This window comes from Solidesulfovibrio magneticus RS-1 (genome assembly GCF_000010665.1).
In the GTDB taxonomy this organism is placed as follows: domain Bacteria; phylum Desulfobacterota; class Desulfovibrionia; order Desulfovibrionales; family Desulfovibrionaceae; genus Solidesulfovibrio; species Solidesulfovibrio magneticus.
In genome coordinates this window covers 1,877,288-1,890,726 of sequence record NC_012796.1, presented here as the reverse complement: position 1 = coordinate 1,890,726, position 13,439 = coordinate 1,877,288, and the positions used below count along the sequence as shown (strand labels likewise).

Annotated in this window: 15 protein-coding genes; 9 read left to right on the top strand and 6 right to left on the bottom strand. The window is 66.1% G+C overall.

Going from position 1 to position 13,439, the window contains the following annotated elements; all coding sequences use genetic code 11:
* Positions 1–69 precede the first annotated feature (69 nt).
* Together mutM and murJ are read left to right on the top strand one after the other, a co-directional pair.
* A complete protein-coding gene (gene mutM, locus DMR_RS07940) occupies positions 70–915 on the top strand; it encodes a bifunctional DNA-formamidopyrimidine glycosylase/DNA-(apurinic or apyrimidinic site) lyase (RefSeq protein WP_015860389.1) in 846 nt (281 codons plus the stop codon).
* 225 nt (positions 916–1,140) lie between these two features.
* Positions 1,141–2,679, top strand: coding sequence for a murein biosynthesis integral membrane protein MurJ (gene murJ, locus DMR_RS07935; RefSeq protein WP_015860387.1), 1,539 nt, complete (start codon positions 1,141–1,143; stop codon positions 2,677–2,679).
* A 188-nt stretch (positions 2,680–2,867) separates the two neighbouring features.
* On the opposite strand, the gene DMR_RS07930 is transcribed toward murJ, so the two are convergent.
* Together DMR_RS07930 and DMR_RS07925 are read right to left on the bottom strand one after the other, a co-directional pair.
* A complete protein-coding gene (locus DMR_RS07930; protein WP_015860386.1) occupies positions 2,868–3,800 on the bottom strand; it encodes a sialate O-acetylesterase in 933 nt (310 codons plus the stop codon).
* 164 nt (positions 3,801–3,964) lie between these two features.
* On the bottom strand, positions 3,965–4,972 hold the full coding sequence (locus DMR_RS07925) for an acyltransferase family protein (protein ID WP_043600315.1): 1,008 nt from the start codon (positions 4,970–4,972) through the stop codon (positions 3,965–3,967).
* 519 nt (positions 4,973–5,491) lie between these two features.
* Between DMR_RS07925 and DMR_RS07920 the strand changes: the two genes are divergently transcribed.
* Positions 5,492–6,244 (top strand): N-acyl homoserine lactonase family protein, encoded by a 753-nt coding sequence (locus tag DMR_RS07920; RefSeq protein ID WP_015860384.1) that lies wholly within the window; start codon positions 5,492–5,494, stop codon positions 6,242–6,244.
* 71 nt (positions 6,245–6,315) lie between these two features.
* Here the strand turns inward: DMR_RS07920 and DMR_RS07915 are convergent, their stop codons facing one another.
* Positions 6,316–6,543: a hypothetical protein gene (locus DMR_RS07915; RefSeq protein WP_015860383.1), complete on the bottom strand. Its 228-nt coding sequence runs from the start codon at positions 6,541–6,543 to the stop codon at positions 6,316–6,318.
* Between the two features lie 201 nt (positions 6,544–6,744).
* Positions 6,745–6,909, bottom strand: coding sequence for a hypothetical protein (locus tag DMR_RS25035; RefSeq protein ID WP_173362475.1), 165 nt, complete (start codon positions 6,907–6,909; stop codon positions 6,745–6,747).
* 248 nt (positions 6,910–7,157) lie between these two features.
* Between DMR_RS25035 and DMR_RS07905 the strand changes: the two genes are divergently transcribed.
* From DMR_RS07905 to DMR_RS07895, 3 genes are read left to right on the top strand one after another with little or no spacing between them, the layout of a single operon-like run.
* Positions 7,158–7,853 (top strand): acid phosphatase, encoded by a 696-nt coding sequence (locus DMR_RS07905; RefSeq protein ID WP_043600312.1) that lies wholly within the window; start codon positions 7,158–7,160, stop codon positions 7,851–7,853.
* 12 nt (positions 7,854–7,865) lie between these two features.
* The gene (locus DMR_RS07900; RefSeq protein ID WP_015860380.1) at positions 7,866–8,861 is read left to right on the top strand and encodes a hypothetical protein; all 996 of its coding nucleotides are present in this window, start codon (positions 7,866–7,868) and stop codon (positions 8,859–8,861) included.
* Entirely contained in the window at positions 8,858–9,787 is a 930-nt protein-coding gene (locus DMR_RS07895; protein ID WP_015860379.1) for a YihY/virulence factor BrkB family protein, read from the top strand. The genes DMR_RS07900 and DMR_RS07895 overlap by 4 nt, the downstream gene beginning before the upstream one ends.
* 76 nt (positions 9,788–9,863) lie before the next feature.
* Here DMR_RS07895 and queF read toward each other — a convergent pair whose 3' ends face one another.
* Positions 9,864–10,295 (bottom strand): preQ(1) synthase, encoded by a 432-nt coding sequence (gene queF, locus DMR_RS07890; RefSeq protein ID WP_015860378.1) that lies wholly within the window; start codon positions 10,293–10,295, stop codon positions 9,864–9,866.
* 108 nt (positions 10,296–10,403) lie between these two features.
* Here queF and DMR_RS07885 point away from each other — a divergent pair, with 108 nt between their 5' ends.
* The 3 genes from DMR_RS07885 to queC are packed head-to-tail and all read left to right on the top strand — an operon-like array spanning position 10,404 to position 12,131.
* Positions 10,404–10,775, top strand: a complete 372-nt coding sequence (locus DMR_RS07885; protein ID WP_015860377.1) for a 6-pyruvoyl trahydropterin synthase family protein — start codon at positions 10,404–10,406, stop codon at positions 10,773–10,775.
* Positions 10,775–11,407, top strand: coding sequence for a 7-carboxy-7-deazaguanine synthase QueE (locus tag DMR_RS07880; protein WP_015860376.1), 633 nt, complete (start codon positions 10,775–10,777; stop codon positions 11,405–11,407). Before DMR_RS07885 ends, DMR_RS07880 begins: the two co-directional genes overlap by 1 nt.
* A gap of 16 nt (positions 11,408–11,423) precedes the next feature.
* A complete protein-coding gene (queC, locus tag DMR_RS07875) occupies positions 11,424–12,131 on the top strand; it encodes a 7-cyano-7-deazaguanine synthase QueC (protein WP_015860375.1) in 708 nt (235 codons plus the stop codon).
* A 27-nt stretch (positions 12,132–12,158) separates the two neighbouring features.
* Here queC and DMR_RS07870 read toward each other — a convergent pair whose 3' ends face one another.
* Positions 12,159–13,214: a hypothetical protein gene (locus tag DMR_RS07870; RefSeq protein ID WP_043600309.1), complete on the bottom strand. Its 1,056-nt coding sequence runs from the start codon at positions 13,212–13,214 to the stop codon at positions 12,159–12,161.
* Positions 13,215–13,439 lie beyond the last annotated feature (225 nt).

Below are 13,439 nucleotides of genomic sequence, written 5' to 3'. Positions count from 1 at the left end.
TGCCTCTCCGGCAAACCGTCCGTCGCGCCGCCCGGCCGGCGGCCTGAACCGCCCGTAGGCGCATCCGCCATGCCCGAACTTCCCGAAGTCGAAACCATCGCACGAGCCCTGGCTCCGGGCCTTGTCGGCCGCGTCATCGTCGGCGTCGACGTCCCGGACGCCAAGGTGCTGGCCGGCCCCAAACGCCGGGCCGATTTCGCCGCCATGGCCGTAGGCCGGACCATCCAATCCGTCGGCCGCCGGGCCAAGCTGCTGCTGCTCACCCTCGGCCCGCGCCCCCAGGTCCCGGGCGACGGCCCGGCCGTCCTGGCCTTTCATCTCAAGATGACCGGCCGTTTCCACATCGCGCCGCCGGGCGCTCCCGATCCCGACCGCGCCCGGTTGCTCGTCCGGCTCTCCGACGGCAACACCCTGGTCTTTGCCGACCTGCGCCGCTTCGGCACGGCCCGGGTGCTCACCCCCGAGGCCCTGAGCGCCTGGGATTTCCACGCGTCCCTTGGCCCCGAACCCTGGGACATGACGCCGCAAGCCTTCGAGGAGGCCCTTGGCCGCAAGTCCACCCGCATCAAGGCGGCGCTGCTCGATCAGACCGTCATCGCCGGCATCGGCAACATCTACGCCGACGAATCGCTCTTCGCCGCCCGCATCCGGCCCGACACGCCGGCCAAGGACCTGACCCCGGCCCAACGGCAACGCCTCCTCAAAGCCGTCCAAAACGTCATCGCGGCGGCCATCGCCGCCGGCGGCAGCACCATCCGCGACTACCGCACCCCGGACGGCGTGGAAGGCGGCTTCCAGAACCATTTCCAGGTCTACGGCAAATCCGGCGACCCCTGCCCGGCCTGCGCCGCGCCGCTGACCCACGCCAAAATCGCCGGCCGCACGTCCACCTATTGCAGGAAGTGTCAAAAGTAATACTTTCCCGGGGGGGATCATCCCCCCCGGACCCCCTGATTATGGGGGCGTTTTTCGCGGCCGGCAGGGAAGACCCTGCCGGCCGCGAAAAACGCCCCCACAGCCAGGAAGTCCAAGAGAGAAGCCACACACGGTGAAACCCCACCGTTAAAAGTTTTTGGGGAAGGAGGGGCGTGGGGAGGAAACCCCTTTTTTCAAAAAGGGGTTTCCTCCCCACAAAATAGTATGTCGCAACACGTCAGACAGATTGCCAAGGATGCCTCTATTGTCGGGGGCGCGACCTTGTTGTCGAGGATACTCGGGTTTTTCCGGGATATGATCCTGGCCTACGTGCTGGGGGCCGGCATTGCCGCCGACGCCTTTTACGTAGCCTATCGCCTGCCCAACATGATGCGCCGGCTTTTCGCCGAAGGTTCCATGACCATGGCCTTTGTGCCGGTCTTTCAAAAGCTGCGCGAGGAGGTGGGCGACGAAAAGGCCTTTTCCATGCCGCGTTCGGCCATGGTCTGGCTGCTCATCATCCTCGGCGTCCTGACCACGTTGGCAATTGTCTTCGCCCGGCCGCTCACCAAACTCATCACCCCGGGCTTTGCCGACGATCCGGCGCTGTTTGATCTGACCGTGGATCTCACGCGCATCGTCTTCCCCTACATCATCGAGATTTCCGCCGTGGCCTTGTGCATGGGCGTGCTCAATTCCTTCGGCCATTTCCTGGCTCCGGCCCTGGCCACATCCGAACTCAACACCATCATCATCCTCGGCGCGGGCGTGGCCTGGCTGTTCGGCTTCGATCCGGCCTACACCCTGGCCTGGAGCGTGGTCATCGGCGGTATCGGGCAGGTCTACATGCAGCTGCCGCAACTGCGGAAGTTCGGCTTTACCTGGCGCGGTCCATGGTCCCTTCGCGACAAGGGCGTGCTGCGCATGGGCCTGCTCATGCTGCCCACGGCCTTTGGCGCGGCGGTCTACCAGCTCAACATCGTGCTGGGGACGCTTCTCGCCTCCTACCTGCCCACCGGCTCCATCTCGTACCTCTACTACGCCGACCGGCTGGTGCAATTTCCCCTGGGCGTCTTCGGCGTGGCCGTGGGCACGGTGGCCCTGCCCGGGCTGGCCAAGCTCGCCTCGGCCGGCAAGACCGGGGAATTCGTCGATACCCTAAACGCCTCGCTGCGCCTGACCCTTTTCATCTGCCTGCCGGCCGCCGCCGGGCTCATTGCCCTGGCCGATCCCATGGTGCGGGTGCTTTTCGGACGCGGAGCCTTTGGCGAGGCAGCCATCGCCGCCACCGCCGGGGCGCTGGTGGCCTACGGCGTGGGCCTGCCCGCCTTTGCCTGCGTGCGGCCGCTGTATTCCGCCTATTTCGCCCTGTCCGACACCCGCACCCCGGCCATCGTGGCCGCCGTGTGCCTGGTGGTCTACGTCATCGCCGGCCTGGCCCTCATGGGACCTACCGGCCATGTCGGATTGGCCCTGGCCACCTCCATCTCGTCCTGGGTCAACATCGCCGCCCTGGGCCTGGTCCTGCGCAAAAAGCTCGGCCCCGGCTGGCTGCGCCTGGGCCGCACCACCTTCATCGGCACAATCTTAAGCATCGGCGTCGGCTTCGGCGCCCACGCCACGGCCGACCGCCCCTACCTCTCGCTCATCCTCATCATCCTGTGGGCCATAGCCTACATGAGCGTGGCCTCGCTGCTACGCGTCGAGGAAGCCCGGATGCTTACCGATTTTGTTCGTAGGAAGATGATAAGACGAAGAAAATAAAGAGGAAGATGCCTCCGGCGGCTGGGGGCCTGAGGCCCCCGGACCCCCCGAATGGGGAAAGGGGGTGGCTTCGCCGGGGGAGAGCTCGTGTCGCGCCCCTTAAAAAATACGAGAGTATTTTTTAAGAAAATAAGTGGTTTTCGTCTGTTGTCTGCGGAATGTCCGAGGCGCTTTTCGAGGACGCGACGCTAGGGCGTTTGGGGCAGGGCGCGCACGGTTTCCAGCAGCATGGCGGCGAAGCGGCGGCGGCCGTCGTCGGTCATGTGGTAGCCGTCGAACCGCTCGGCTACGGCCATGTCCGTGTCCGGGCCGGCGAAGACGCCGCGCGAGGCGTCGGCCGCCCCGGCCTGGGCCTGGCGGATGTCCGGACAGATGCGCGAACAAGCCCCGGGATCGGCGTCCGGGCAGTCCAACGCCTTGAAGCGGCTGACTTGCGAGACCACCACCGGCGCGGCAACGCCCATGCGCCGCAAATCACCGATGATATTGTCCAGGGCCTCGGCATAAAGCCTCCCTTCCATCCCCACCAGACAATCGGCCTCGCCCTGATGGTAGAGGACAAGATTGGGCTTGATCCCCAGCCCGTTCAGGCGGCGCAGGGCGCTTTCGAGCATGGGCCGCAAGTCGCCGTGCCGCGCCCAGTTCCACACCGACGAACCCTGCACCGCCAGCGGCACGACAAGCGCGCTGTCGTAGAGTCCCGCATCCAGGGCCGCGTCGGCTAAATCAAGCACCGCCGCCGCCCGCTCGCCCGACGTGCCGAGAAGCGGATTGGCCGCGATATAGCACGATCCCTCGAAATAGTTTCCGAGGCGGTGGCTGGGGGTGAACTGCCCCAGAGCCGAATTGGCGATGTTGGATTGGCCGATGGTCAGGACGACCAGGGGCTTGCGGCCAAGAAACGCCGCGCACAGGGCCTTGTCGCGGCCGGCGGCGTCAGTAAACGCCGTGCGCGAGGCCGCGTCGGGAAAATGCGGCACACGCCGGGCCGCCTGTTCCTGAAGGCGGGTGAGCCGAAGATCAACGGCCACCTCACGACCGGCCCAGCCCAGGGCCAACACCGTGGCGGCAATCAGCGCCACGTTAGCCGCCCGGTCGAAAAACGAACGGGAAGCCGGCATCAGCTCGTCCCACCGCACGGCGTCACGAAAACCGCATCATCTAGGACATACGGCGCAAGATTGTCGGACATCACGCCTTCCCGCCGCCCAGCGTCACGAGAACCGCAGCCCAGAGGCCATCCGAAACGAAGTAATGCGGCATCTGACCTTCCCGCCGGAGAGCATCAGGCGAATTTCCGCTTGAAATAGCCGTGCACGGCGGCGTCGAGCCGGCCCAGGCCATAGCCCACGACGAGAATCAGGCCCACGGCAAGAAACGCCGCCCGGTTGTCGAGCTGCCAGCCGTACCGGTAGACCAGCCAGGAGAAAAAGACCCCAACCACCAGGGCGTGGGTCAGGTAGACGGCGTAGGCGTAGTCGCCCCACTGGCCGATGGCCTTCACCCAGGGGGCCTGGAAATGGTTTTCAAGCTTGACCAGGGAAACCAGCGTCACGGCGGTGCACAGGCTCCAGGTGGCCAACTGTTTCATGTTGTAGGGTTCAAGCTTCCAGGCGTCCGAAGTGGCCACGGTGACGGCGGCGCTGGCCAGGATGGCCAGGACATAGGCCGGCCACCAGTCGAACCGCAGGCGCTTGGCGGCGTGGTAGGCCAGGGCCCCGGTGATGAAGTAGATGTTGACATAGGAGACGAACAGCCGCTTCCAGGGCGGCAGCACGTAAAAGGCCGTGATGCCCGAAGCGTAGTAGGCGATGCAAATGACGCCGAGCCAGACAAAGAGAAACGGCACGAAGTAGCGTCGCGTCTTGGGGAAAGCAAAGGGCGTGATGATGAGATAATAGCAGACTTCGTAAATCAGCGTCCATTCGATCTTGAGGGGATAATCCACGAAGCCTACGGGCAAAAGCGTCATGGCCAGGAACATGTCCTTGCCCGGCAGCTGGTCAAAAAGCAGATAGCGCAAGGCGATGGCCAGGCCGCAGGCGATGAGGAAGGTCGGATAGACGCGCAGGATGCGCCGCACCAGAAAGTTGCGGTAGCCGATGTCGATGAGAAAGGCCATGATAAAGCCGGAGATGCTGAAAAAGATGAAGGCCTTGCACATGTACGCGTCGGGGATGACGTGAAAGAGGGAATCGCCGACGTTGTTCACCAGCGTCATGTAGACGCCGACATGGATATAGACGATCATCAACATGCCGATGATCCGCAAAATCTGAATGGAATACATCATAGAGGGGTCACCTGAACGTGTGGGCGTCGGTTTGCGGGCGCGGACCGCCATATCGCGCGGAGAAACGCACCAGGCGGCAAGGCCTGGCGGGCGCGCCGTCGCGGCTAGTGTCGCGTCCGCGAAAAGCGCATATGGTGTTTTGTAGTCAACAAGCTAAAACCATTTATTTTTCTTAAAAAATACTCTCATATTTTTTAAGGGACGCGACACTAGACGCGCGCTCGAAAAGCCTACCGGTTCATTTGTCGGCAACGGCCAAAATTCCAAGACATTTTCTTGAAAATACGGCTGCATTTTCAAGTGGAGCGCTTCAAATCGCCCGCCTGTTGGGGCGTCTGGCGGCGCGCATCGCCATGGGCGTTGTGTCCGTCTTTGCCGCCGCCGTCAACTCGCCGCCGGGCGCCTCCCCCTTGCCGCGTCGCCGCCGACTGCTTACCTTTGCCGCGGGCGGTCGACTGACGCGCCGGGATGCCGCACGTCCCGGGGAACTTTTGCGCGCGCAGCGGAGGTTTATTTACTGTGGGCAAGTACGTGATCCATCCCATTGTCCTTGGCTCCAAGGAATTCGACAAGGGCATGATGACCTACCAGTTCGACTACGGCACGCCTTACACCATCCCCATCTACGGCTGGTATCTGGAAGGCGGCGGCAAGAAGGTGCTGGTGGACACCGGCGAGATACGCCCGGTGCAGTCCGCCGCCCGCGAGGCGGCCCTTGGCGGCACAATCCACACCCTGGAATCGGGCCTGGCCCAGTACGGTCTGACCCCTGCCGACATCGACGTGGTCATCCACACCCACCTGCACAACGACCACTGCGAAAACGACGCCTATCTGGAAAACGCGGTCATCTACGCCCATGAACGGGAGCTGGCCCACGTGAGCGACCCGCATCCCCTGGACTTTCGCTACAACGCCGAATACGTGGAAGACGTCATCGATTCCGGCCAGATGCAGGCGATCACCGGCGACACGGAGATCCTGCCCGGCCTGCGCATGGTCCACACCCCGGCCCACACCGAAGGCGGCATGTCGGTCTTTGTGGACACCCCGGCCGGCCAGGCCGTCATCACCGGCTTTTGCGTCATCAACGAGAATTTCTTTCCGCCCAAGGCCGTAACGGCCCGAGAGATGGACGTCATCCCGCCCGGCACCTGCGTCAATCCTTACGCGGCCTACGACATCATGGTCCGCGTCAAGAAGGCGGCCCACATCCTGCTGCCGCTGCATGAGCCGGCGTTTGCTTCCGGCGCGCCCATCGGCGTGAAGTAGAAAGGCCACGCCCGGGTGGAAAACAAAACGCCGGCCCCTTTCGAGGAGCCGGCGTTGTTGCGTTCAAAAGCTTAAGGCGCGGGCGGATAACCGCCTGGATGGCCGTAAGGGCCGGGGCCGGGTTGATACGGTGCCTGACCGGGGCCGGGCGGGTATCCTCCGGGACCGGGCGCGGGGTGGTAGGGGCCGGGCTGATAGGCTCCCGGACCGGGCGGCGGCAGGGGCCGGCGCGGCGGCGGGCAGCCGGCGGCCGTGAAGGCAAAGGCCAGCAAAGCCAGGATGCACAGCAGGCGTTTCATGAAGCCTCCGAGTTTCTGGCCGGGACCGGCCGCGCGGCAAACAACGCGTCGGCCCGGTTCTCGAAAGCAAGCAAATATTGCGCCGTCATCGTGGCTCGGCTGGGATTCGCCTCAAAAAATATGGTTGTTTCGAGAAATAACTTCTCCCCCCCGTAACGCCGCTGCCTGTTTCGCATCGGCCCCATCAAGGCTGGCCGGCAATTACAGCAGCGAGCGGCGGCAGAAGGAAAGAAAGTCCTCATCCTCGTCGTCCGGGCAGCGCGAAGACTCCTCTTCCGCCAGACCCTTGACGCGCTCCTCCCGCCATTCCCCCTTGGACGGTTCAAAAAAACTCACGCATTCCACATGGATACTTGGTGCGAACATGGGCAATTCCTCCCTGTATGCAGGCGATCATGCAGAATCCATTCCACAATCGTCCTGCTTCAGGCCGGCGCAGGCCAGGGACACTCCCATCCCCCCAACCCCCCGCGCCGATGCCCGTCAGTCGCTCCAAAGCCCAAGCCGGTTGCAGCCCCGGCCGTGACAGCCGCCGGCCAAGGCCCTATAACTTGCCCAGCCCCGGCTGCGCCGTCCCGGCCGGCCCCATGCCCGTCAACCCAAGGAGGTCCGCCATGCTTGCCCGGTTCCGCCTGCTCCTGCTGGTCCTGCTGCTGTCGCTGCCGCAGCTGGCCTGGTCCGAAACGCAGTTCGTCAGCCCGCAGCAAGTCGATCTGGCCCGGCTGCTGCCGCCGCCGCCGGCCATGGACTCGGCCGAGCAGCGCGACGAGATCGCCCTGCTCCTGCAACTGCAAAAGGACCGCACCCCGGACATGGTGGCCTTTGCCCAGGCCGACGCCGCCCGCGAGGTTTTCCGCTTCACCGATGTGGTCGGCCCCCAGTTCACGGCTGAAAAGCTACCCGTGGCGGCGGCCTTTTTCAAGGCGGTCAAGGAAAACGGCGACGCCATTCTCGGCAACGCCAAGAAGCACTGGGACCGCCCCCGACCCTATGCCGCTAGTTCGCAAATCGATCCCTGCGTGCCCAAGCCCGGCAACGCCTCCTACCCCAGCGGCCATTCCACCTACGGCACCTTGATGGGCATCATCCTGGCCAACATGGTCCCGGAAAAGGCCCAAGCCCTGGCGGCCCGGGCCGAGCAGTACCGCTTCAACCGGGAGATCGGCGGCGTCCACTATCCCAGCGACGTGGCCGCCGGCCGCATCACCGGCACGGTCATCGCCGCCTTCCTGTTCAACAGCCCGGAATTCCAGCAGCAGTACGCCGCCGCCCGGGCCGAAGTCCGCAGCGCCCTGGGGCTGGCCCAGTAACAGGAGGAAGCCATGTCCGCCCTGCCGCCGTCGTGCCGCCGGCTTCGCCGGTCCGCTCGGCCGCGCCTTGCGGCGCCCTGGCCCCTGGCCGGGCTGCTGGCCGTGGTGTTGGCCCTGTTCCTGGCCGGTCCGAGCGCTGCCGCCTCGGCCGAACCCGGACCGGACGTCGGGGTTTTGACCCTGGACGCCCCTGCCGCCAGCGCCCTGCCCCATCGGTTTCGCACCTGTTTTTTCCCCCTGACCGCGTCGGACGGGGCTGCCGTCCCCTCACGGGAGGGCTTAAACGGGCTGCGCGTCTCCGGCAGCAGCCAGTTCTCCCTGGCCGGGCTGGCCCTTATGCGCGAACAATTTCCGCCGCGCGCCGTCATCGTCGATCTGCGCCGGGAATCCCACGGTTTTCTCGGCGGTAATGCCGTGTCCTGGCGGCTGCCCGACAACCAGGGCAACCCGGGCCGCGACGCTGCTTTCGTGGCCGAGGCCGAAGCCGCCCTCCTGGCCGCCATCGATGAGCGGCCGGACATCGTCGTGGCCCGGGAAGCCAGGCGCGGTGGCCCCACCCCCCTGACCCTCGGCCCGCTACCCGCCGTCAGCGAAGCCCAGGCCGCCGCGTCCCTGGGCCTGGGCTATCTGCGCCTGGCCGTGTCCGACCATACCCGGCCCGACGACGCCGTGGTCGAACGGTTCGTGCGATTCTCCCGCAGCCTGCCCCCGGACGTCTGGCTGCATTTCCACTGCCGGGGCGGGGCCGGACGCACCACCACCTTCATGACCCTGGTCGACATGCTGCGAAACGCTCCTAGCGTGGCTTTCGAGGACATCATCGCCCGCCAAAAGGCCCTGGGCGGCTCGGATCTGGCCAAGACCAGCGACGGCAGCGCCCCGGGCCGCGACGCCCTGGCCCGGCAGCGCCTGGAATTTCTGCGCCGGTTTTACGAATACGCCCGGGCCAATCCCGGCGGCGCGCCCCTGGGCTGGACCGCCTGGCTGGCCGGAGGCGCGAAGCCTTGATCCTGACCCGGTTGCGGCGACGTGATGTTACCGCCTGGCTGCGGGAGGTCGGACGCTTGTCCGTCAAGGCCACGGCCGCCTTTTTCCGCTCGGGCGGGCCGACCCAGGCCGCCGCCCTAGCCTTTTACGCGCTGCTCTCTTCGGTGCCGCTGCTTTTTGCCATGCTGGCCCTGTGCGGGGCGGTGTCGGGCGAGGACTGGACCGGCCAAATGGCCCTACGCCGCCAGCTCGCCATCCTCACGCCGTATATCGACGAACTGCTGGTCTCCCGGGCCAGGCGGCTGCTGTGGGCCTCGCCGGGGTTTTCCCTGGAAAGCGCGGTGTTTGTGCTGTGGTCGTCGTGGCTGTTTCTGGGCGCGTTTCGCCGGGCGCTACGCCGGCCTCTTGGCGAGGCGGCCCCGGAACAACGGCCGCCCCTGGCCGCGCGATTGATGAGCACGGCCTGGGGGGCGATTGCCGGCGTCTTGTTCTTGGGAGCGCTGACGGCGGCCCTGTATCTGGCCTATCTGCCGCGCCTGGAGCCGCGCGGGAGTCTGGCGCGCCAGTGGTCGGCGGCCTGGGGCGTTCTCTGCCTGACCGGCATGTTCGCCGCCGCCTATCTGCTGTTTTTGCCGGGGCGGCGGCCGCTTCGGGCCATCGCCGGCGTGTCGGCCTTGCTGGCCGTCGCGGCCTGGGCGGTGACGGCGGCTTTCGGGCAGTTCGTGGCCCATGGCGGGCGCTACGAACTCGTATACGGTTCCCTGGGCGGGGCGGTGCTGTTTTTGTTGTGGCTGCAGTACAACGCCTGTCTGGTGCTGTGGGGAGCCTGGTTCTTGCGCCTGTGGCGGCGCGACCATGGCCCGTCGGCCCTGCGGCGGCGGCTGTCGCCGGCCAGCCTCTTCGACCGCCTGCGCGCCGGCCGCCTGGCCCGCCGCTCGCGGAGCTGATTCCCCATTTTCCCAAGTGGGGGGTCTGGGGGCCTCAGGCCCCCAGCCGCCGGAGGCATCTTCCTCCTATCTCTCCCTATTTCTTCTCTTTCACAAACGTCGCCGTCACCGAAATAGTGATGCCGCCCCGGGCGGCGAAGTCGCCGGTGACTTCCATATGATGCGGCTGGCAGACTTCCACGAGGTCATCGAGGATGCGGTTGGTGAGGGTTTCCATGAAAGCGCCTTCGTCGCGGTAGCTGAAGAGGTAGAGTTTGAGCGACTTGGATTCGATGCACAGCTTGTCGGGCACGTAGCGGATGGTGATGGTGCCGAAGTCGGGCTGGCCGGTCTTGGGGCACAGGCTCGTGAACTCGTCGGAGGCGAAGGTGATGTCGTAGCGCCGGTCCGGGAAGGCGTTGGGGAAGGTTTCGAGCAGGCCGGGGGTGACGTTTCTCGGGTAGACCGTGGCCCCCTGGCCGAGGGTTTTGAGCGTGCTGACGTCGTCTCTGGGTACGCGATGCGGCATGGGTACGTCTCCTTGACGGCCGGGAGCGGCCGTGGTTGTCTTGACCTTTCGGGCGACCCTCCATAGCTTTCCTCGCCCCGATGTTCAACGCCAGGGAGAGTCCCAGCCATGCCGCCGATCTATACCATCGCCGTTGCCGGCGACTTCAGCGCCGCCCACCGTCTGCCGGGCCATCCCGGCCCCTGCGCCGCCATGCACGGCCACAATTTCCAGGTCACGGCCGAAATCTGCGCCGACAGCCTGATAAACGGCATGGTGGCGGATTTCCTGGATGTCCGCACGGCCATGGACGCCATTTTCGCCGATCTGGACCACGCCTGCCTAAACGACGTGCCCGCCCTTGATCCGCCCACGGCCGAGGTGCTGGCCGGCTACATCCTCTCGCGGCTCAAGGCTCGGCTCGACGACGGAAGGGTGCGCGTCACGGCCGTGACGGTGGTGGAAAGCCGTGGCCTGGCCGCCACCTGCCGCGAGGCGTGATGCTCAAGGTTCATGAAATATTTGCCAGCATCCAGGGCGAGTCGAGCTATGCCGGCTGGCCCTGCGGTTTTTTGCGCCTGTCGGGCTGCAATCTGGCCTGCCGTTGGTGCGACACCCTCCATGCCGGGGATTCCTACGCCGAAATGACCGTGGCCGACGCCACGGCCGCCCTGGCCGGGCTGGGGCTGCCGCTGGTGGAAGTGACCGGCGGCGAGCCGCTTCTGGCCCCGCAGACCCCGGAGCTGGTCAAGCGCCTGTGCGATCTGGACCTGACCGTGCTGGTCGAGACCAACGGCAGCTTCGACATCGCCGTGCTTGATGCCCGGGCCACGGCCGTGGTGGACGTCAAATGTCCGGGCAGCGGCATGGAGCATCGCAACGATTACGGCAATCTGGAGCGGCTGCGTCCCCATGACGAGGTGAAATTCGTGCTGGCCGACCGGACTGATTACGATTTCGCCCTGGACATCGCCTCACGGATCTGGCGCACTCACATCGTCCATTTTTCGCCCGTGGCCGCGACCCTTGCCTCGGCCGAGCTGGCCGCCTGGATGGTGGCCGACCGGGTCCAGGCGCGCCTGGGGCTGCAACTGCACAAGCACATCTGGAGCCCCGACGCCCGGGGCGTCTGACAAGGAGACGGCCGCTATGACGACCGACGCACCCCAAAAAGCCGTGGTCCTTTTTTCCGGGGGCCTGGATTCCACCACCTGTCTGGCCGTGGCCCGGCGCGACGGATTTTTGCCGTGCGCGCTCAGTTTCGAATACGGCCAGCGCCACAAGGTGGAGCTGGAGGCCGCCCGCCGGGTGGCCAAGGCCATGGCCGTGACCACCCACCTGATCCTGCCTCTGCCGCTGGGGTCCATCGGCGGTTCGGCGCTGACGGCCGACATCGACGTGCCCAAGGACCGCGATATTGGTGAGATGGAAGCCGACATTCCGGTCACCTACGTGCCTGCCCGCAACACCATCTTCCTGTCCATGGCCCTGGGCTGGGCCGAGGTGCTCGGGGCCAGCGACATCTACATCGGCGTCAACGCCCTGGACTATTCGGGTTATCCCGACTGCCGGCCGGAATTCATCGCCGCTTTTGAGGCCATGGCCAATCTGGCCGTCAAGGAGGCGGTGGAAGGCCGGCTGGCCATCCGCATCCACACCCCGCTGCTGCATCTGTCCAAGGCCGGCATCGTGGAACTCGGCACGAGCCTGGGCGTGGACTATGGCCTCACCCACTCCTGCTACGACCCGGCCCCGGACGGCCTGGCCTGCGGCCGCTGCGACAGCTGTTTGCTGCGAAGGAAAGGCTTCGAGGAAGCCGGCGTGGCCGACCCCACCCGCTATCGGCCGAGCCTGTAGCCCTGGCCCGACACGGGCGGGGCCGGATCAGCCGGCTCCGTAGGGCACAAGGCCGGGGGCGCGGGTGACAAGCAGCCGCTCGGCCAGTTCGTCGCAGTAACGGCAGGCGGCGCAGCGCCGGGAGCAGGACGCCGTAACCTCGAAAAAATCCTCGGGCAAGGCGGCGTTGTCGATGGCGAAACGGTCGGACAGCGCCTCCTGGGCGTCGAGAAGCCAGACCAGATTGCCGTCAAAGCGCCCGTCCAGATAGGCCGCGACAATGGCCCGCACATCGGCCGCCGGCCGGCTGCGGCCGCACAGCTTCAGGCAATCGACGACGCCTTCGTAGCGCCCGGCGTCCTCGGGGCGGATGCTGGGCGAGGCGAGCAAGCGTCCCGGCGCTTCGGCGAAGCTGCGCAGGCAGCCCAGGTCGCGGTTGAGATCCGGCCCGACCCGGCAGGCGGCCAGGCGCGACAGCGCGATGTGGGCGTCGTGGGCCTGCTTGAAGGGGCAGGCGTACAGGCAACCCTCGTTGGCCATAAGCCCCAGTCCCATGTCCGGCCACTCCCGGCGCAGCTTCCCGGCCATGGCGGTCAACCCGTCCAGGTCGCGGTTGACGTCACGGTCAAGGATGATGCGCGGCGGCGGGCGAAACCGGGAGGAGCAGGCCGCGTCCACCACGGCCGCCGCCCGCTCGAAGTTGTCCAGCCGGAAATTGATGCCCGGCACGGCGCACAGCTCCCGGGCAACCGACGGCGAGGCATCGGACAAGGCCTGCAAAAGGTACTGGTCGGCGTAGACGATGCCGGTCAGCGCCCCGGCCGCCAGATAGCCGTCGAGGAGCATGAGCAGATCGCGCAGCCCGTCCTTGGACAGGGTTTCCTGGGCGTGGAAGGCGGCGTTGAGCAGGCCCAAACGGGGCATGGGCGGCAGGCCCGACAAGCCGGCGGCCAATTCCATGGGCGAGGGATCGGCCAAGCCGGGCATCCGGGCGTCCGGGGTTTCGGGCCCGAGGCGGAAGTAGACGCCGGCCAGCCTGTCCGCCGCGCCGGCGAGCAGCGCGCCGTAGGCCGGATCGGGCACAAAGGGGACCTCGTAGCGCATGGTCGCTCCTTTGCCGGGGCAACGCCGCGCGGGCGGCCCGGCAAGATCGACATAATGTAAACGAGTGTTAACCGCAACGATTCCCAACGTCGGCCGGCCTCGAAATGCGCCGCAGCCCGGGCCAGAAAACAGTCCATGAGCTTCCAGGGTGTGCCCGATTGGCGACATTTTGGCAATCGCCCTTGCCTTTCCGGCCAGGGTCCTTATTTTGCCTCCTTGTCGTTT